Genomic DNA, 18,080 nt, shown 5'->3' with positions numbered 1-18,080 from the left:
GCCCATGGGCTACGCCGCACTGCTCCGCGCCCCGCACGTCACCCGGCTGCTGGTCGGCACCCTGATCGGACGACTCCCCGCCGGCATGACCGCACTGGTGATCGCCCTCGCCCTGCGCGAGGCCGGCACCCCGTACAGCCGGATCGGCCTGGCCACCGCCGCGTACGCGATCGCCGCCGCGATCGGCGGCCCCGTCCTCGGCCGGATCGTCGACCTCACCGGCCAGCCCCGCGTCCTGCTCGTCTCCGCCACCCTGGCCGGCGGCGGCTACGCGCTGCTCGCACTCGCCCCGGGCTCCCCCGTCGCCGCCCCGCTCGGCGCCGCGATCGCCGGCCTGTGCATGCCGCCGCTGGAACCCTGCCTGCGCTCCCTCTGGCCCGACGTCGTCGAGGAGAAGCAGCTCGACACCGCGTACGCCTTCGACTCCGCCTCCCAGCAGATCCTGTACGTCGCCGGACCGCTGGCCGTCGCCGGGCTGGCCGCCGCGTTCTCGCCGTCCACAGCCCTGTGGACGGCCGCCGCGCTCGGCCTGCTCGGCTCGCTGGTGGTCGCCACCACCGCCCCCGCCCGCCACTGGCAGGCCCCGCCGCGCGCCGAATCCGCCGGACTGCTCGGCCCGCTGCGCTCCCCCGGCCTGGTCCTCCTGCTGCTCGGCCTGGCCGGCACCGGCTGGGCGGTCGGCGCGCAGAACGTGCTGTTCATCGCCTACGCCGAACGCCACCCGGGCGGCCTGCCCGGCGGCGCCGGCACCCTGCTGGCACTGGCCGCACTGGCCGGCCTGCTCGGCGCGCTCGGCTACGGCGCCGCCACCTGGAAGGCCGACACCGCCACCCGCACCTGGATACTCGCGCTCGGCATGGCCCTCGGCTACCTGCCGCTGCTGCTCCTGCCCGGCCCCCTGCCGATGGCCGCGCTCGCGTTCCTCTCCGGCCTCGGCCTGGCCCCGCTGCTGGCCGCCGCGTTCATCCTGGTCGCCGAACTCGCCCCGGCCGGCACCGTCACCGAGGCGTTCGCCTGGCTGATCACCCTGTTCGCCACCGGCAACGCGGCCGGCTACGCCGTCTCCGGCGCACTGGTCGACACCTCCCTGCGCGCCGTCGCCCTCTGCGCCGTCGCCGGCTCCGCCCTCGGCGGCCTGCTGCTCCTCACCACCCGCCACCGGCTGCGCCCCGCCCAGGTCGCGCTGGCCGCCTGAAACCGCTCGCCCGCACCGCCCGCGGCCTGCTTGGATGCGCCGCATGACGAACTTCCAGCTGCCCGCGGGCTACACGGTCTCCACCGATCCGGCGCTCCTCGACCGGGAGTCGGTGCACCAATGGCTCTCCGAGGACGCCTACTGGGCCCTCGGCCGGCCCCGCGAGAAGCAGGACCGGGCGATCGACCACTCCCTCAACTTCGGCCTGTACGAAGAGACTTCCGGCGCCCAGGTGGGCTACGCCCGGGTGGTCACCGACCAGGCCACATTCGCCTGGCTGTGCGACGTGTACATCGCCCCGCCGGCCCGCGGCCTGGGCCTGGGCACCGCGCTGACCGCCGCCGTCCGCGACGAGCTGGCCGCACTCGGACTGCGCCGCCTGATGCTGGCCACCCGGGACGCGCACGAGGTGTACGCCAAGGTCGGGTTCAACCCGCTCGCGCTACCGGAGAAGTGGATGGTGCTCGGCGAGCAGTAGCCGCTCAGGCCGGCGCCGTGGACCGCCGCACCACCAGCGTGGTCGCCAACGGGTCGGCCGGTGACGGCAGTTCACCGCCCAGCAGGGCCACCAGGGTGGCCAGGCCGGTCCGGCCGAGCTGTTCCCCCGGCAGATCGACGGTGGTCAGCGGCGGGCTGAGCAGCTCCGCCACCGGAATGTTGTCCATGCCGACCACCGACAGGTCGCCGGGGATCCGCAGCCCCAGCTCGTTCGCCGCCTGGTACAGCCCGGACGCCACCACGTCGTCGTCGCACACCACGGCGCGCGGCCGGTCCGGCCCGGCCAGCAGCTCCCGGGCCGCCCGCGCCGCCTCCCGGTTGCCCTCGTTCAGGCTGACCGCCCGCTCCTGCACGTCCAGCTCCACGGCCGCCGCCGCGAACGCCGCCTGCCGGACCCGGAAGGTGTACGCCGAGTGCACCGAACGCAGGTAGCCGATCCGCCGGTGCCCCAGCGCCGCCAGGTGGTCGACGGCGGCCCGCATGCCCGCGGTCAGGTCCAGTTCGACGGTGGGGCGGCCGGGGTTGGCCGCCGGGTCGGCGTCCAGGAACACCGCCGCCGTGTCGGCGGGCAGCCCCCCGAGCTGCTTGTCGTCCGGGGAGCAGATCAGCATGCCGTCGAAGCGGCCCGCGGCCGCGGCCTCGGCGAGCGTCGCCGCGTCCCAGCCGCTGGAGACCACCACCGAAAGACCGTGCCGGGCCGCCTCCTCGTGCACGCCCGTCAGCACCCGGCCGAAGAACGGGCCGAGCAGGTTCGGCACCGTCAGCAGCACCATGCCGCTGCGGCCCAACCGCAACTGCCGGCCGGCCGCCTGCGGGCGATAGCCCAGCTCCCGGGCGGCATCGGTGATCCGCTGACGGGTGGCGTCCGAGACCCGGTGCCCGGCGCTGCCGGAGAACACCAGCGAGACCGTCGCCTGCGACACCCCCGCCAGCCGGGCCACGTCCCGCCCGGTCGGCCGCCGCCGCGCCCCCTCGCCGGACCCGGAGTCCGACACGCCGGTCAGCCGGCCTGCGCCTGCCGGGCGGCAGCGGCCCGGGCCGCGTCGTCCGCCTCGTCCTCGGCGGCGTCCCGGACGACGGAGCGGGCCTTGCGGTTGTCGATCCGGTTCGCGATCTGCGCCGACATCTCGTCCCGCTGCTTGCTCAGCACCACGTAGCTGATCGCCGAGGACGCCACCATCGCCAGCGCGAACAGCAGGATCAGCCCGAGGTCACCGACCACCGGAATCACCCCGAAATGGGCCAGCAGCAACGCGACCAGCAGGCAGGCCAGAAAGATGCTCGCCCGCAGCGAGGTGTAGCGGAGCGTCGCGTTGATCTTGCTGCTCACCGGGGATCGTCCTTCACTGCCGGGTCGCACCACAGGGCACGAGGGGGTAATGGCCCTCCCAGTGAAGCACGACCTCACATCTTTCAAGCGCAGAGGGAGCCCCGCCAGGGCCTGAGGCCCGCCGCAGTCACGACCCCCCGCTGTCCCCGACCACTCGCAGCTCGGCCTCGCCGTTCCCCGAGCCCCTGAATGTCCGCCCTGCAAGCGCCAGACAGCACCCCACCGCCACCACACACAACACCCCCGCCGCGTACCAAGTCGCGTCGTAGTTCCCGAAGCTGTCCCGAGCCAACCCGGCCAGCCCGGCAACGATCGCCGCCCCCACCTGGTGCGCCGCCAGCACCCACCCGAAAACGATCGGCGCATCCGCCCCGAAGTGCCGCCGGCACAGCGCAACGGTCGGCGGCACGGTCGCCACCCAGTCCAGCCCGTAAAAAACGACGAAGGCGAGAATCGGCGGCCGCAGGCTCTCCCCGAACAGCGACGGCAGCAGCACCAGCGAGAGACCCCGCAGACCGTAATAGGCGATCAGCAGCCGCGTGGAGTCGAACCGGTCCGTGAACCACCCGCTCGCGATCGTCCCGACCACGTCGAAGACCCCGATCAGCGCCAGCAGCGAGGCCCCGGTGGTGACGGGCATGCCGTGGTCGTGGGCGGCGGGGATGAAGTGGGTGCCGACCAGACCGGCGGTGGTCGCACCGCATATCGCGAAGGAGGCGGCGAGCAGCCAGAACGCCCGGCTGCGGGTGGCCCCGCGCAGCACTCGCAGGGAGCGGGCGATCGCCGAGCCGTCGACCACCGGCGGCGCGGGAGCCTCGGTGGCCCCGTACGGCAGCAGCCCGAGGTCCGCGGGGCGTTCGCGCATCAGGATCAGTACGGGGACGGCGACGGCCGTGGCGGCGAGCGAAACGACCACCACCGCCGTCCGCCAGCCCTGGTGTTCGACGAGCGCGGCGAGCACCGGCATGAAGATCAGGTTGCCCGCCGCGCCGGCGGCGGTCAGCACGCCGGTCACCAGTCCCTGCCGCGCCTGGAACCACCGTCCGGAAATCGTGGTGGCGAACGCGCCGGCCATCGAGCCGCTGCCGAGTCCGACCAGGACGCCCCAGCAGAGGATCAGCTGCCAGGAGGCGGTCATCAGGACGGTGAGTCCGGCGCCGACGGAGATGGTGAGCAGTGCGCAGACCACCACCAGCCGGACGCCGAAGCGGTCCATCAGGGCGGCGGCGAACGGGGCGGTGAGGCCGTAGAGGGTGAGGTTGACGGAGACGGCGCTGGAGATGGTGGCGTGCGACCAGCCGAACTCGTTGTGCAGGGCGTCCATCATCAGGCCTGGCGCGGAGCGGAATCCGGCGGAGCCGACCAGGACGACCAGCGAGACGGCTGCGACGATCCAGGCGTAGTGCAGGCGCGGGGCGGGCCGTGGCGGGGCCGGGTCGGCGACGGGCGTGGTGGTGAGTTCGTTCACCCGCCGAGTCTGCGGTTCCCGGCCCCGCCCGCACGACGGGGTTTGCTGCCATCTCCCATCGAGATCCGGACGACTCCCGTCGAGCTCCGGACGACCCGAGAGCCGCCGTCCGGGCGGCCGCGACGTCAGTGCCCGCCGGCGACCGGCCCGCCGTCGGGGACCCTGCGCAGGCCGTGGATGGGCGGGCTGAGCAGCAGGGCGGTGGCGGTCAGTACGGTGACGATGCCGCCGACCACCAGGACGCGCTGCGCGCCGAAGGTCTCCATCGCGGGTCCGGCGAGCGCGGAGCCGAGCGGGAACATGCAGACGGAGCCGGCCACTTCGTACGCGTGGATGCGGTTGAGCACCTCGCCGGGCACCTGGGTCTGCACGCTGGTGGCCCACATGACGCCCCAGAAGCTGATGCCGATGCCGGAGATCAGCATCGCCGCGCCGAGCACCGGCCAGGGCAGGTCGAAGGCGAGGGCGAACTGCTGGAGCGGGAAGGCCAGGAGGGCGAACGCACCGGCGGCGAGCGGACGGACGGGCTTGACCCGAATCGCGATCAGTCCGCCGATCACGGTGCCGGCGCCGAACATGCCGTTCAGGATGCCGAACACGGTGCCGCCGTGCGCGGGCACCACCAGCGAGCCGAGCAGCGGGGTGAGCGGACCCCAGGAGAGCACCGTGAAGATCATCCAGATCACGATGACGCCCCACATCCAGCTGCGGGAGCGGAACTCGTGCCAGCCCTCGACCAGGTTCTTCCACAGGCTGTCGCCGGGCGGCGGCGCGGGGACGGGGCCGAGCCGCAGCACCAGCAGCGAGCTGGCGCTGATCGCGTACATCACGCCGGCGATGACCATCACCCAGCCGGTGGAGGCGGCGGCCAGCAGGCCGGCCAGCGGCGGCCCGGCGAGGACGGTGAGCGCCTCGGAGATCCGCAGGATGCCGTTGGCGCCCTGCACGTCGCGGGCCACCAGCGGGACGGTGGAGGCGGCGCCCGGCTGGAACATCGCGGCGGCGGTGCCGGCCAGCGCGAGCAGCAGGTAGAGCTGCCAGAGCTGGTCGACGCCGCGGAAGAACAGCACCGCGAGCAGCACCCGGGTGGTGAGGTTGAGCAGGTCGGCGGAGATCATCAGCCGCCGGGCGGTGAAGCGGTCCGCGAGGACGCCGCCGATCAGGACCAGGCCGGCGAACGGGGCGAGCAGGAAGGCCATCGCGTAGCCGACCGTGGAGGCCGAGTGCCCGCTGGTCAGCAGTCCGGTGGTGACGGCCACGGGGAGCATCGCGTCGCTCAGCAGGCCGGCCGAGCGGGCGGTGAAGTAGAGCCGGAAATTGCCCGACCAGATGGCGGGTTCGGCGGGGGTACTGACGCGCGCGGTGGAGGCAGTATCGAGTTCTGGTGCGGTCACGACCCACAGTTTTGGTGTAGACCACCACCGTTTGCCAGTGCTTTTGGATCACGATGCGGCGTCCGACCGGCAACTGACCGGACGACAGCCCGCCGTGCGCGCCCCGAGCACGGCACCGCGGGCTGTCGTCCGGGTCTGCGTCCGGGCCCTGAAGCCGTGACGCCGGGCGTCCCGATTTCGCCGAGGTTCCGGGCGGATGCGGCCAACGACCCCCTGAGTGTCGGCACCGCCCGGGCTCCCTCGGCGTCCCCTCGCAACGGAACGCCGCACCCAAGAGTGATCAGTCGGATACGTCACGTCAATGGGTTGTCCGAAATTCAGATGGATCACCCGGAGCGCGGACAGCGCACGCGTGGCGCGCCCGGACCCGCCGACAGGCGTTCAGCGCGCCGAAGCGACCGGCTGCGCCGCCCGTTCGCACACCGCCGCCACCGGGCCGATCTCGCACCACACCCGCTTGCCGGAGCCGTCCGGGTACCAGCCCCAGCGCTCGCACAGCAGCTCCACCAGCTCCAGGCCGCGCCCGTTGGTGGCCTCCGCGTCGGCCCCGGCGTGCCGGGGGGCGGGGGCGGCGCAGCTGGCGTCCGCGACCTCCACCCGGACCCCCGGCGGGGCGTCCGGACCGGCCGGCATCAGCAGGCGCAGCACCGCCGGACAACCGGTGTGCACCACCGCGTTGGTGACCAGTTCGGAGACCACCAGCACCAGCGTCTCGGCAACCGGCGAGTCCGGGTCGAGACCGCCGGCCTCCAACCGGGCCCGCACCCAGCGCCGGGCTCGTGAGACCTCCGCCGGGTCCGCCTGGACCGCCAGCTGTACCTGAAGTACCTGCACCGTTCCACCACCCGCACTCGGTATTCGGCCCGCTTGATCCCGCCGGTCCGGTCGGCCGCGCCTCGTGGAGGCCGCCGATCCGCACTGCCCATGGCATCGACACGAATACGCCCCAGAATGATTCCGGGACCGGGTCGCAGCAAGAGCTTCGGGCATATTCCAGCGTTCGGGGGATGTCTCGGTGCATACTGTCCCGCTCACCCTGCCGGGGTTCGCACGACCGGTCGGCGGCACCGCCACCGCGGGTACTCCCGACCGTACTCCCCACGCCCCGTCATCACCGGGCCGCCACGAGCGAACCACCCTTCCCACAAATGTCCAGCGGGCGCTCGAACGGCGCCCGCCGAGCATTCGTCAGGCGAACACCACGGTACGGGTGCCGTTCAGCAGCACCCGCCGCTCGCTGTGCCACTTCACCGCACGGGCCAGCGCCTGGCACTCGACGTCCCGGCCGAGCGCCACCAACTGCTCCGGCGTCACGTCGTGGGTGACCCGGGCGACCTCCTGCTCGATGATCGGACCCTCGTCCAGGTCGGCGGTGACGTAGTGCGCGGTCGCGCCGATCAGCTTCACACCGCGGGCGTGCGCCTGGTGGTAGGGCCGGGCGCCCTTGAAGCTCGGCAGGAACGAGTGGTGGATGTTGATCACCCGGCCGGACAACTCCTTGCACAACCCGTCCGACAGCACCTGCATGTAGCGGGCCAGCACCACCAGTTCGACCCGCTCCTGCTCGACCAGGTCCAGCAGCTGCTGCTCGGCCTGCTCCTTGGTGTCCTTGGTGACCGGCAGGTGGTGGAACGGGACGCCGTAGGACTCGGTCAGCTCGCGGAAGTCGGTGTGGTTGGACACCACCCCGACGATGTCCACCGGCAGCGCCCCGATCCGGGTGCGGAACAGCAGGTCGTTCAGGCAGTGGCCGAACTTCGAGACCATCAACAGCACCCGCATCCGCTCCGCGGACTCGTGGATCTGCCAGTCCATCCGGAACGAGGCGCCGACCGCCGCGAACGACGCCCGCAGCTTCTCCGCCGTCACCGGCTGCTCGGCCGAGAAGTGCACCCGCATGAAGAACAGCCCGGTACCGGCGTCGCCGAACTGCTGGCTGTCGATGATGTTGCAGCCCGTCATGAACAGATAGCTGGAGACCGCGTGCACGATGCCCTGCTTGTCGGGACAGGACAGCGTCAGAACGTACTGGGAGTGGGCGGTCTCTTCCATGTCGCGGGGTCCCGTTTCTCGGCTCTGGTGCGGACGGATCGCCCAGCCTGGCACAAATCCGCCCGCCTTGCGGCCACCGCCCGCCACCCGAGACTGCGCGCCACCCCCACCGCTCAGCGGTGCGCGGTCAGTTGCCGCAGCTCGGCCGGCGTGGACGGCGGCAGGTCGGGGTCCGTACCGTCGTTGACGGCCAGCAGGTGGTGCGCCTCACGCGCCGCCCGCACCGCCTCCGGCCAGTCCGGGTGCCCGAGGTAGACGGCCGCCGGGGCATACTCGCCGACCTGGCTCACGATCCGCAGCACCCGCAGCACCGCCGCGTCCACCGCGACCGCCTCCGCGGAGTCCCGGAACACCGAGCCGACGTACTTCTCCGCCGCCTTCCACCGGTCCAGCCAGCTGTCCTCGACCAGCCGGTACACCGCGTCGTGGAGATCCCCGTAGTCGCCCTGCCCCTCCAGCCAGGCCATCCGCTGGAAGCCGGGGTCGGAAAGCATGTGCAACGCCGAACGGATCCGGGCGCGCCAGCGCCACCAGGGCACGTCAGTCAGGGGCATGACGCCCATCGTGCTGGAGCGGCCGCCCGTTCGAGAAGAGTTTCGGGCAGAACGGTACGGAGAATCCACGCTGTCGGACACGGGAGATGATCGTACGTTCCCCGGCCGGTCGCCCTCCACACGCGACGTCATCACACCCGCGCACCCCGTGTTCCTCCCCCGTTGACGGACCGTTCACATCACGTCCCTCTCGCCGTGCGCAGCCCCCACCACGCTGGACGCGCCGAACCTGCGCAAAGAAGCACGGGTCAGTCCCCGCAGCATCTCCAGGGAGGAACAGAGCACCATGACGCGGAACGGAACCCCCCGCCCGAAACCCGCCGTCAGCGGCCGCCACCACCGCACCACCGCCGCCCTCGCCGCCGGCCTGGCGCTGCCCGCCCTGCTCTCCACCACGGCCTGCGGAGGCCCCGCCGCCGCCGACGCCACCGGCCGGGACGTCACCGTGATGACCTTCGCCCCGTCCGGCACCGGCGCCGCCGACCGCCCCGGCATGACGGCCCTCGCCGAAGCCATCGGCCGCGACCTCAACGCGCACGGCGGCCTGAACGGCCGCAAGGTCACCGTCCTCACCTGCAACGAGCACGACACCACCGACGGCGCCACCGCCTGCGCCAACCAGGCCGTCGGCGCACACGCCGTCGCCGTGGTCGGCTCCGCCAGTCAGTACGGCAGCAACTTCATCCCCGTCCTGGAAGCCGCCGGCATCCCCTTCATCGGCGGATACGGCCTCTCCACCCCCGAGTTCAGCAGCCCGCTGTCCTACCCGGTCAACGGCGGCACCCCCGCCCTCGTCGCCGGCAGCGGACGCCAACTGATCGACGCCGGCTGCAAGCAGATCGCCCTGATCCGCCCCGACACCCGGGCCGGCGACGCCCTGGTCAGCTACCTCAACACCGCCGTCAAGCAGACCAGCATCAAGGTCACCGACATCAAGGCCCCCGAAAAGTCCCCCGACTACGCCCCCTACGCCCGGCGGGCCATCGGCGACGACCGCCCCGGCAACTGCGTACTCTCCGCACTCGGCGCCGAACCCACCGGCAACCTGCTCGACCCCTACCGCCGCGCCAACCCCAAGAACACCCAACTCGCCTCGGTCATCGGCTCCTTCCAGCAGTCCGTGGTCGACTCCACCGGCGGCGACAACGGCCCGCTCCGCGGCGCGTACGCCACCGGCTGGTTCCCCGCCGAGAGCTCCCCCGTCTGGGACAACCTGCGCGCCACCGCCCGCACCTACGGCAACGGCACCACCATCGACGTCACCGACCCCGGCGTCCAGACCACCTGGGTCGCCTACACCGTCCTCCGCCAGGCCGCCGGCCGCATCGACCCCACCCGGCCACTCACCGCGAAGGCCCTGCAGACCGTCCTCGACAGCGGCGACCCCATCGACACCGCCGGCACCACCCCACCCCTCGGCTGGGGCGTCACCAACATGCTCCCCACCGCCGACTCCCCCCGCCTGGTGAACACCTCCGTCACCTTCCAGCAGGTCCAGAACGGCCGCCTGGTCGAACAGCACCAGGGCTTCACCAACGTCCGCAACATCCTGGCCGGATAGGCCCAGCGCAACAGGCGGGTGCGAAAGCAGGGGCGCGTGGGGGCACCTCCCAGCCCCCTAGGGCTGGGGGAGAACTGCGCGAAGCGGAAGGACCCGACCGCAAGATCGCGACGCAGGACAATGACCTGCACTTGATCGCGACCTAACGGACGGGCCTGCGCTTGTCGCGCAGTTCCCCGCGCCCCTGGTTTCCCTCGCCCTACAGCTCCGTCGCGCCCTTCTCCGCCAGCCCCGTCTTCGACGCGATCGCGCCCCACAGCTTCGAGGCCTGCTCCTTCGCCGTCGTGGCGGAGCCACTCGCGGTGTTGCCGTTGCGGTAGTGGTCGTTGTCCTTCGCCTTGCCCCCGTCGCAGCCCGCGACCATGTCCCCGGCCCACAGGGCGTATTCGGAGTCGGCGGTGGAGGACGCCTGCCAGGCCTTCTGCAGCTGCTCGACCAGCTTGCCACCGTCGGTGAGCTGGTCCACCTTCAGGTCGCCGAGCTTCTTCAGCAGGTCCTGCCGCTGCGCGGCGGCCGCGGTCAGCGCGGCCTGCGCGTCCGGCAGACCCTGGCACTTGCCAACGGCGGAAACCGCGTTGACCACCGAGGTGCGGCTCGCGCTCGCGGTGCCGAGCAGGTCGGACATCGCCTGCGCCTGCGCCTTGGTCTCGGGGCCGACGGCGCCGTCCGCGCCGCCGCCACCGGCCTGCGCGGACGGTGACTGGCTGCTCGAACTCTTGGTCTTGGCCTGGCTCTTCTTGGTGTCGTCGCCGCCACCACTGGCGAACACACCGATCAGCACCGCGATCACCGCGACACCGGCCACGCCCGCACCGATCAGCACCTTGGTGTTGGGCTTGCGGCCACCGCCGTTCCCCGACCCGCCGTTCCCCGATCCACCAAACCCGGCCTCCGGCGCGGCCTGGTACGCCTGCTGCTGCGGCGGGACCGCCCCGTACGCACCCCCGTAGCTCGGCTGCGCGGGAGCGGGCGCGGGCGCCGCGTACTGCTGCTGCCCGCCGAACGTCCCGCCGGCGTAGCCCTGTTGCGGGAATCCGATCTGCGTCTGCGCGTTCGACGCGGCCGCCACGGACGGGTCGCCCGCCGGGTAGGGCGGCAGGTACTGGGTGGCCCCGACGTCCCCCTGCGGGGCGACCGGCGCGGCCTGCTGCGGCCCGCCCCAGTACTCGGGGCTGCCGCTCTGCCCCAGCGGCGGGGCGGACTGCTGCTGCGGAACGGGGTTCTGCGGCTGGGCGTACGGGGGCTGCGAGGCGGCCTGCACCGGGGTACCGGTGCCCTGACCGTCCGTGGCGGGTTCCGGCCGGAACAGGTCGTCCAGATTGAAGTCGCCGGAGTTCGGATACGAGCGGCGCTGGCTCAACGCGATTACCTCACCTGTGCACGGCACCGGGATCCCGGGCCTTTCGGTTGCCCCGCCGGGTTGCTGACGACGGACCACAACTGCGAGGCCACGCTACCGGTTCACCGGCACAGGTGACTACGTGGGCTGCTGTTCTGTGCTATTGCTTCACGAAGCCCGATCGTCCCCACCTGTACCGGCCGACCCCGCCCCACCTGCTGCGCGGCCACCCCACCTGCTACGCGGCCTCCCCGTCCATCCGGGCGTGGAACTCGCGTACCGCCCGGTGGCTCCGGTACGGCTCCAGCCGGCTGCGGAAGTCGTCCAGGTACTCCACGCCCCGGTTCGAGCGCAGCCCGCTGAGCAGCCGGACCGCCTCGGTGCCGGTCTCGCAGGCGCGTTCGAGGTCGCGCTGCTGGAGTTGGGCGGTGGCGAGCAGCACCAGGTCGACGGCGCGCCGGCGGACCCGGTGCGCGGGGTGCAGTTCGAGCGCGGTGCGGGCGTAGTGCTCGGCCCGCTCGCCCTGCTGGAGGTCCCGGTGACAGTGCGCCAACTCGTCGGCCAGGTAGGCCTCGTCGAAGTGCACGATCCAGTCCGGGTCGTCTGCGGGGTTGCGGCGTTCCATCGAGGCGAGCGCCTTCGCGGCGACCGCCTCGCAGGCGTACGCGTCGCCGAGCAGGGCGTGGCCGCGGGCCTCGGCGGCGTAGAACATCGCCATCGCGGTGGGGGTGGCCACCGTGCGGGCGCCTTCCTGGGCGGCGCGGGCGAGTTGGGCGATCTCCCGGGGGTTGCCGAGGGTCGCCGCGAGGTGGCTCATCGAGGCGGCCAGCACGTAGCCGCCGTAGCCGCGGTCGTCGGCGGCCTGGGCGAGGCGCAGCGCCTGGATGTAGTAGCGCTGGGCGAGGCCGGACTGGCCGGTGTCGACCGCCATGTAGCCGGCCAGCTCCGTCAGCCGGGCGACGGCGCCGAAGAGTTGACGGCCCGTCTCGTCCCGGTAGGAGCCGCCGAGGAAGCCGGAGACCACGCTGTTGAGGTAGTGCACCACGACGGGGCGGACGTGGCCGCTGCCGAAGCGGTGGTCGAGGTCGACCAGCATCTGGGTGGTGGCGCGGATCGCCGCCACGTCGGCGAGGCCGACCCGGGTGCCGCCGGTCCGCGCGACCACCGGGTCGGGCGGGGTGATCAGCCAGTCCCGGCTGGGTTCGACCAGGGCGGACGCGGCGACGGTGGTGCCGGCCAGGAAGTCGCGCTTGCCGACGTCGCTGCGCCACAGTTCGCAGATCTGCTCCAGCGCGGTGGCCAGGCTGGGCGCGAACTGGAGTCCGACGGCGGAGCTGAGGCTCTTGCCGTCGGCCATGCCGATCTCGTCCACGGTGACACCGCGGCCGAGTTTGCGGCCGAGGGCCTCGGCGATGACGGCGGGCGCCTGCCCGCGTGGTTGTTGCCCGCGCAGCCAGCGGGCGACGGACGTTTTGTCGTATCGCAGGTCGAGCCCGTGCTCGGCTCCGCAGAGGTTGACCCGGCGGGCCAGGCCCGCGTTGGAGCAGCCTGCCTCCTGGATCAGCTGCTGCAGACGTTCGTTCGGCTCTCGTGCGACGAGCGGTCTCGCGGCCATGGGATTTTTCCGCCTCCCCAACGCCGTCCGGACCCGACCGGAGGGCGACGACTGTGCAACACCATGCGGAATACCCACGGTGACGTACCCACTCCCCACGCGCCCTGCTGAATGCCCCTGTGCGCCCCCACTGCGCCCGTTACCGCCCCTGTCGCGCCGGGGGGTTCCGACCAGGATCACCGTCCCGGGTGACAACGTGCGCCCCGTTCGAATCGTTCGGCGGCGGCCCGTAACCCCCACTCACGGACGGTAGTTGTGCTCCACGTGGACAACGCCTCCCAATCCCCCGAACCCGACTCGCCGTCGCTACTGGCCGAAGCCGTCCGCTGTGCCGAGGTCCGCCACTGGGAGGTGGTCCCCGGGGCGTGGCTGGTCGATGACGACGGTTTCACCCGCTGCTCCTGCGGCGATCCGCGCTGTGCGCTCCCCGGCGCACACCCCGTCGGCGCCGACTGGGGGCTGCTGGCCACCGTCGGGTCCGCGGTGGTCCGCGGGTGGTGGGCGGAGCACCCTGAAGCATCGATTCTGCTGCCCACCGGGCGGGCGTTCGACGTGCTGGACGTGCCGGAGGTGGCGGGCTGCCTGGCGCTGGCCCGGATGGAGCGGATGGGGCTGCCGCTCGGCCCGGTGGTCTCGGTGCCGGCCGCGGCGGGGCGGCGCGGGCGGCGGCTGCACTTCCTGGTGATGCCCGGCGCGGTCGCCAAACTGCCGGAGCTGCTGCGGCAGATCGGCTGCACCTCGGGCGGGCTGGACCTGGTGGCGCGCGGCGAGGGCGATTGGATGGTGGCCCCGCCGTCCCGGTTCTCCGGCCGCGGCGGGACGGCGATCTGGGCCCGGCCGCCGACGGCCCAGAACCGGTGGCTGCCGGACGTGGTGGATCTGGTCAGCCCGCTGGCGTACGCCTGCCGGCGCGACCCCTCGGCCCCGCGCCCCGCGCAGCGGGAGGCCGCCGCGGTGCACTGAGCGACCGCGCGCCACGCCTCCGACCGCTCGGAACGCGATCTTCCGGAAACAAGTCGTCATACCCGCAGGTCAGCGGGACAAGCCAACCGATCGGGTGACAGCGCTCAAGGATTGGCGGCGTCGACCGAGGGGATCATTCTCAGCGTCGGCACGGGGTCGAAGAAACGGAAGGAGCGGGCGGGCCGAGAGCGTGGGGGACTGCCGGGAGGGCGTTCGGTCGGGGAAGCCGAGTGCGGCAGCAGGAGGGGCTGGAGGGGATCAGGGAGGGACCGGAGGGGATCAGGGAGGGAGTCGGGGGAGGGAGGCGCGGCGGGGCCCGGTGCGGGGACACCGGGCCCCGAAGCGTGTGCCCCGAAGCGTGTGCCCCGAAGCGCGGGCCCCCGCGTGTTCCGAGGCCCCGGGCCTGCCCGGCCCAGCAGCGCCTCCCGCTACGGCTGCGCGACGAACACGTGCGCCGCGATCTCCTTGCCCAGTTCGGCCGCGCCGTCACCGGTGCCGACCAGCACGCCGCCGGCCGCCGGGGCGACCCGCACCGTCGCGCCGGGGCGGACGCCCGCGCGGCGCAGGGTGCGCATCAGTTCGCCGTCGGTCTGGATCGGCTCGCCGATCCGCCGCACCACCACGTCCGCGCCGTCCTTGCCGGCCACCGACTCCAGCGTCACCAGCCCGGCGTCGAAGCCCTCGCCCTCGGCCTTGGTGTCGCCGAGCTCGTCCAGGCCCGGGATCGGGTTGCCGTACGGGGACTGGGTGGGGTGGCCGAGCATGGCGAGCACCTTGCGCTCGACCGTCTCGCTCATCACGTGCTCCCAGCGGCAGGCCTCCTCGTGGACCTGCTCCCACTCCAGGCCGATCACGTCCACCAGCAGGCACTCGGCGATGCGGTGCTTGCGCATCACCCGCACCGCCAGCCGGCGGCCCTCCACGGTGAGTTCGAGGTGCCGGTCCTCGGCGACCTGGAGCAGGCCGTCGCGTTCCATCCGGCCCACCGTCTGGCTCACCGTCGGGCCGGACTGCTCCAGCCGCTCGGCGATCCGGGCGCGCATCGGGGTGATGCCTTCCTCCTCCAGCTCCAGGATGGTGCGGAGGTACATCTCAGTGGTGTCGATCAGCCCTGACATCGCCCCTGGCTCCGTTCTTCGGTGTCCTCACCGCCAATTCTGACGTACGAAGGTGACAACCCGGTGCGCTCCGTCGTTGTGCCCGGCTGCCGGACGCCCTGCGCGACGGTTGACAGCCGGGCGCGGCAGGGGCCACCGTGCACGCCGTAGCTGTCCCCATGCGGCCCGGCCCCCCGGACCGCCCGCGCGCTCGGACGGAGCACGAGATGACCGAACTGGTCGGCCGTTACCTGGATGCCGCCGTGGCCCACCTGGAGCGGATCCGCGCCGAGGAGGGCGAGAACATCGACGCCGCCGCCGAGCTGCTGGCCGAGGCCGTCGAGCACGGGCGCCGGATCTTCGCATTCGGTGCCGGGCACTCCTCGCTGGCCGCCCAGGACGTGGTCTACCGGGCCGGCGGCCTGGTGGTGATGAACCTGCTCAACGTGCCCGGCATGACCGGCGTGAACGTGATGCCCGCACACCTCGGCAGCGCGCTGGAGCGGGTCTCCGGGCTGGCCACCACCACCCTCGACCTCACGCCCGCCCGCAGCGGCGACCTGCTGTTCCTGATCTCGCTGTCCGGCCGCCAGGTGATGCCGGTCGAACTCGCCCGGCACGCCCGCGACCGCGGCATGAGGGTGATCGGCGTGACCTCGCTGGCGTATCCGGCCGCGGTGAGCTCCAACCACCCGTCCGGCACGTACCTCAAGGACAACTGCGACCTGGTGCTGGACAGCAAGATCGCCCCCGGCGACGGCGAACTCGACCACCCCGGCGCGGGCGCCCCGTTCGGTTCGGTCTCCACCATCGTCACCAGCGCGCTGATGCAGTCCGTGATGGCCTCCGCCACCGCCAAGCTCGCCGACCGCGGCGTCACCCCGCCGCTGTTCCGCTCCGGCAACGTGGACGGCGGCACCGAGTGGAACAACAAGGTGATCGCTGACAACGCGGACCGCATCTTCTACGCCTGGTGACCGCCGGGCGGCCTCCGCTGACCTCCCGCTGACCGCCCCGCGCCCCCGGCGCAACCCCGCGCATTCGGCCAACTCCGGTACCGGTCGCGTAAGTTCGACCGGCGCTGGGAAGGACTCCCGAGACCGGTGAGACGGCGCTGCGGGGGCAAAAATGGCAACTGGAGCGGGGCGTTCGATCGGCTTCGTACGGGAGCAGGACCTGCTGCCGCGGCTGTTCTGGGCCGCCGACGGCGCGTCCCTGCAAGGTCAGGCCCGGGCGGTGGCGCTGTCCCGCTGGGAGTTGCTGCTGCTGGTCGGCGCGGCCTTCGCCGGCTCCGCCGACGGCCCGCTGTACGCCTGGCTGGCCGCCGTCGCCTACCTCGGCGCGCTGTTCATCGCCGTCACCGTCGCCTGGCAGAACCCGCAGCGGCTCTGGTACGACGGCCGGGCGATCGCCGAATCGGTCAAGACCCTGGTGTGGAAGTACGCGGTGCGCGCCGACTCCTACCGGCCGCCGCCTCGCAAACTCCCCGACGCCGAACGCCTGTACGGCATGCAACTCACCGACATCCTCGGCGAGTTCGACACCGAACGGCTCACCCCGGGGCTCGCCGAGGAACTGCGCAGCTGGCGCGCCCCGGCCCGGCACCCGCAGATCACCGAGACCATGGAACGGCTGCGCGACCAGCCGCTGCCGGTCCGCCGCGAGATCTACCTGCGTGAACGGGTGCACAGCCAGCGCGAGTGGTACCAGGCCAAGGCCATCCAGTGCCGCAACGCCACCCGCCGGGTCGGCCGGCTCGCCATCGTGCTGCCCGCCGCCGGCCTGGTCCTCGCCGTCCTGCGTGCCCTCGGCGAATTCACCTTCGACGCGCTCGGCGCGATCTCCGCCGTCGCCGCCTCCATCTCGGCCTGGGCCCAGCTGCGCCAGTACCGTCCGCAGGCTGCCGCCTACACCCTCGCCGCCGCCGAACTCTCCAAGGTCGAAGCCCAGTTGGCGGCCGTCGACCTGTCCGCCCCGGACGCCGAGGAGAACTGGGCGCGACTCGCCCGGGACGCCGAGGACGCCATCTCCCGGGAACACACCACCTGGCAGGCGCGCCGCGAGGTGCGCAGCCTGGACATCCCCACCTGACCTGGAGGCGCCGCGTGGCCACCCGCAGGATCGACACACCGGACGGGGGCATCCTCGCGGTCGAGATGTCCGGAGACCCCACCGGCAGGCCGGTGTTCCTGCTCCACGGCACCCCCGGCAGCCGGGTCGGCCCCGCCCCGCGCAGCGCCGTCCTGGCCCGGATGCGGGTCCGGCTGATCTCCTTCGACCGCCCCGGCTACGGCGAGTCCACCCGGCTGCCCGGCCGCCGGGTCCGCGCCGCCGCCGAGGACGTCACCACCATCGCCGACGCCCTCGGCCTCGACCGCTTCGCCGTCGTCGGCCGCTCCGGCGGCGGCCCGCACGCGCTCGCCTGCGCCGCCCTGCTCCCCGACCGGGTGGTCCGGGCCGCCACCCAGGTCTCCCTCGCCCCCCGCGACGCGGACGGCCTCGACTGGTTCGACGGCATGACCCCGTCCAACGAACGCGCCTACCGCCAGGCCGAGTTGGGCCAGCCCCGGATCGCCGGCCCGTTCCAGGTCCGCTCCCAGGTGATCCGCCGCGACCCCGCCCAGCTCATCCGCAACCTGGTCCCCGAACTCACCCCGCCCGACCGCACCGTGGTCGCCGACATCGGCATCCGCCGCATGCTCCAGTCCACCTACCGCCAAGCCTTCCGCTACGGCGCCGACGGCTGGATCGACGACGTACTCGCCTTCATCGCCAACTGGGGCTTCGCCGTCGACACCATCCGCGTCCCGGTCCGCATCTGGCACGGCGCGGACGACAAGTTCTCGCCGGTCGGCCACTCCTCCTGGCTCGCCGACCACATCGCCACCGCCCAGCTCTACCTGGAACCCGGCGCGGCGCACTTCGGCTCCCTGAAGGAGATGACGGACGCCATCCGCTGGGCGGCCCACGGGCCGCGCTGACCGGTGGGTGGCCGGGGGCGGCGAATCCGCCCG

Annotated in this window: 17 protein-coding genes; 7 read left to right on the top strand and 10 right to left on the bottom strand. The window is 72.8% G+C overall.

The features are described from left to right. The first annotated feature begins 4 nt into the window (after positions 1–4). Positions 5–1,195, top strand: coding sequence for an MFS transporter (locus ACIHEI_RS00760; protein ID WP_396605151.1), 1,191 nt, complete (start codon positions 5–7; stop codon positions 1,193–1,195). A gap of 43 nt (positions 1,196–1,238) precedes the next feature. After that, positions 1,239–1,673, top strand: a complete 435-nt coding sequence (locus tag ACIHEI_RS00755) for a GNAT family N-acetyltransferase (RefSeq protein WP_396605150.1) — start codon at positions 1,239–1,241, stop codon at positions 1,671–1,673. Between the two features lie 4 nt (positions 1,674–1,677). Here the strand turns inward: ACIHEI_RS00755 and ACIHEI_RS00750 are convergent, their stop codons facing one another. From ACIHEI_RS00750 to ACIHEI_RS00720, 7 genes are all read right to left on the bottom strand, one after another. Further along, positions 1,678–2,688, bottom strand: coding sequence for a LacI family DNA-binding transcriptional regulator (locus tag ACIHEI_RS00750; protein WP_396605149.1), 1,011 nt, complete (start codon positions 2,686–2,688; stop codon positions 1,678–1,680). Positions 2,689–2,693: 5 nt separating this feature from the next. Next, positions 2,694–3,023, bottom strand: a complete 330-nt coding sequence (locus ACIHEI_RS00745) for a DUF4229 domain-containing protein (protein ID WP_387638475.1) — start codon at positions 3,021–3,023, stop codon at positions 2,694–2,696. A gap of 127 nt (positions 3,024–3,150) precedes the next feature. Beyond that, the gene (locus ACIHEI_RS00740; protein WP_387865725.1) at positions 3,151–4,491 is read right to left on the bottom strand and encodes an MFS transporter; all 1,341 of its coding nucleotides are present in this window, start codon (positions 4,489–4,491) and stop codon (positions 3,151–3,153) included. Positions 4,492–4,616: 125 nt separating this feature from the next. After that, complete coding sequence (locus ACIHEI_RS00735; protein ID WP_396605148.1) at positions 4,617–5,885, bottom strand: MFS transporter; 1,269 nt, start codon at positions 5,883–5,885, stop codon at positions 4,617–4,619. Positions 5,886–6,266: 381 nt separating this feature from the next. Continuing rightward, positions 6,267–6,719, bottom strand: coding sequence for an ATP-binding protein (locus ACIHEI_RS00730; protein ID WP_387638482.1), 453 nt, complete (start codon positions 6,717–6,719; stop codon positions 6,267–6,269). Positions 6,720–7,073: 354 nt separating this feature from the next. After that, positions 7,074–7,937 carry a formyltetrahydrofolate deformylase gene (purU, locus tag ACIHEI_RS00725; RefSeq protein ID WP_387638485.1) on the bottom strand — a complete coding sequence of 288 codons (864 nt, stop codon included), beginning with the start codon at positions 7,935–7,937 and terminating at the stop codon, positions 7,074–7,076. A gap of 113 nt (positions 7,938–8,050) precedes the next feature. After that, entirely contained in the window at positions 8,051–8,491 is a 441-nt protein-coding gene (locus tag ACIHEI_RS00720) for a hypothetical protein (RefSeq protein WP_387638487.1), read from the bottom strand. 286 nt (positions 8,492–8,777) lie between these two features. On the opposite strand from ACIHEI_RS00720, the gene ACIHEI_RS00715 reads away from it, so the two are divergent. After that, on the top strand, positions 8,778–10,052 hold the full coding sequence (locus tag ACIHEI_RS00715; protein WP_396605147.1) for an ABC transporter substrate-binding protein: 1,275 nt from the start codon (positions 8,778–8,780) through the stop codon (positions 10,050–10,052). Between the two features lie 199 nt (positions 10,053–10,251). Here ACIHEI_RS00715 and ACIHEI_RS00710 read toward each other — a convergent pair whose 3' ends face one another. Beyond that, the gene (locus tag ACIHEI_RS00710) at positions 10,252–11,412 is read right to left on the bottom strand and encodes a hypothetical protein (RefSeq protein ID WP_396605146.1); all 1,161 of its coding nucleotides are present in this window, start codon (positions 11,410–11,412) and stop codon (positions 10,252–10,254) included. A gap of 217 nt (positions 11,413–11,629) precedes the next feature. Then, a complete protein-coding gene (locus ACIHEI_RS00705) occupies positions 11,630–13,006 on the bottom strand; it encodes a transcriptional regulator (RefSeq protein WP_387638495.1) in 1,377 nt (458 codons plus the stop codon). 255 nt (positions 13,007–13,261) lie between these two features. Between ACIHEI_RS00705 and ACIHEI_RS00700 the strand changes: the two genes are divergently transcribed. Continuing rightward, positions 13,262–13,969 carry a bifunctional DNA primase/polymerase gene (locus ACIHEI_RS00700; protein ID WP_392946740.1) on the top strand — a complete coding sequence of 236 codons (708 nt, stop codon included), beginning with the start codon at positions 13,262–13,264 and terminating at the stop codon, positions 13,967–13,969. A gap of 428 nt (positions 13,970–14,397) precedes the next feature. On the opposite strand, the gene ACIHEI_RS00695 is transcribed toward ACIHEI_RS00700, so the two are convergent. Next, positions 14,398–15,087: a metal-dependent transcriptional regulator gene (locus ACIHEI_RS00695; RefSeq protein WP_387638500.1), complete on the bottom strand. Its 690-nt coding sequence runs from the start codon at positions 15,085–15,087 to the stop codon at positions 14,398–14,400. A 206-nt stretch (positions 15,088–15,293) separates the two neighbouring features. Between ACIHEI_RS00695 and ACIHEI_RS00690 the strand changes: the two genes are divergently transcribed. From ACIHEI_RS00690 to ACIHEI_RS00680, 3 genes are all read left to right on the top strand, one after another. Beyond that, positions 15,294–16,043 (top strand): sugar isomerase domain-containing protein, encoded by a 750-nt coding sequence (locus ACIHEI_RS00690; RefSeq protein ID WP_396605145.1) that lies wholly within the window; start codon positions 15,294–15,296, stop codon positions 16,041–16,043. A gap of 151 nt (positions 16,044–16,194) precedes the next feature. Then, positions 16,195–17,157, top strand: coding sequence for a DUF4231 domain-containing protein (locus tag ACIHEI_RS00685; RefSeq protein ID WP_396605144.1), 963 nt, complete (start codon positions 16,195–16,197; stop codon positions 17,155–17,157). A gap of 65 nt (positions 17,158–17,222) precedes the next feature. After that, entirely contained in the window at positions 17,223–18,047 is an 825-nt protein-coding gene (locus tag ACIHEI_RS00680; RefSeq protein ID WP_396605483.1) for an alpha/beta fold hydrolase, read from the top strand. Positions 18,048–18,080 lie beyond the last annotated feature (33 nt).

The sequence above is a fragment of the Kitasatospora sp. NPDC051984 genome, from assembly GCF_044593455.1.
Lineage (GTDB): Bacteria > Actinomycetota > Actinomycetes > Streptomycetales > Streptomycetaceae > Kitasatospora.
The sequence above is the reverse complement of the archived record's forward strand: the minus strand, read 5'-3'. Positions and strand labels throughout refer to the sequence as shown.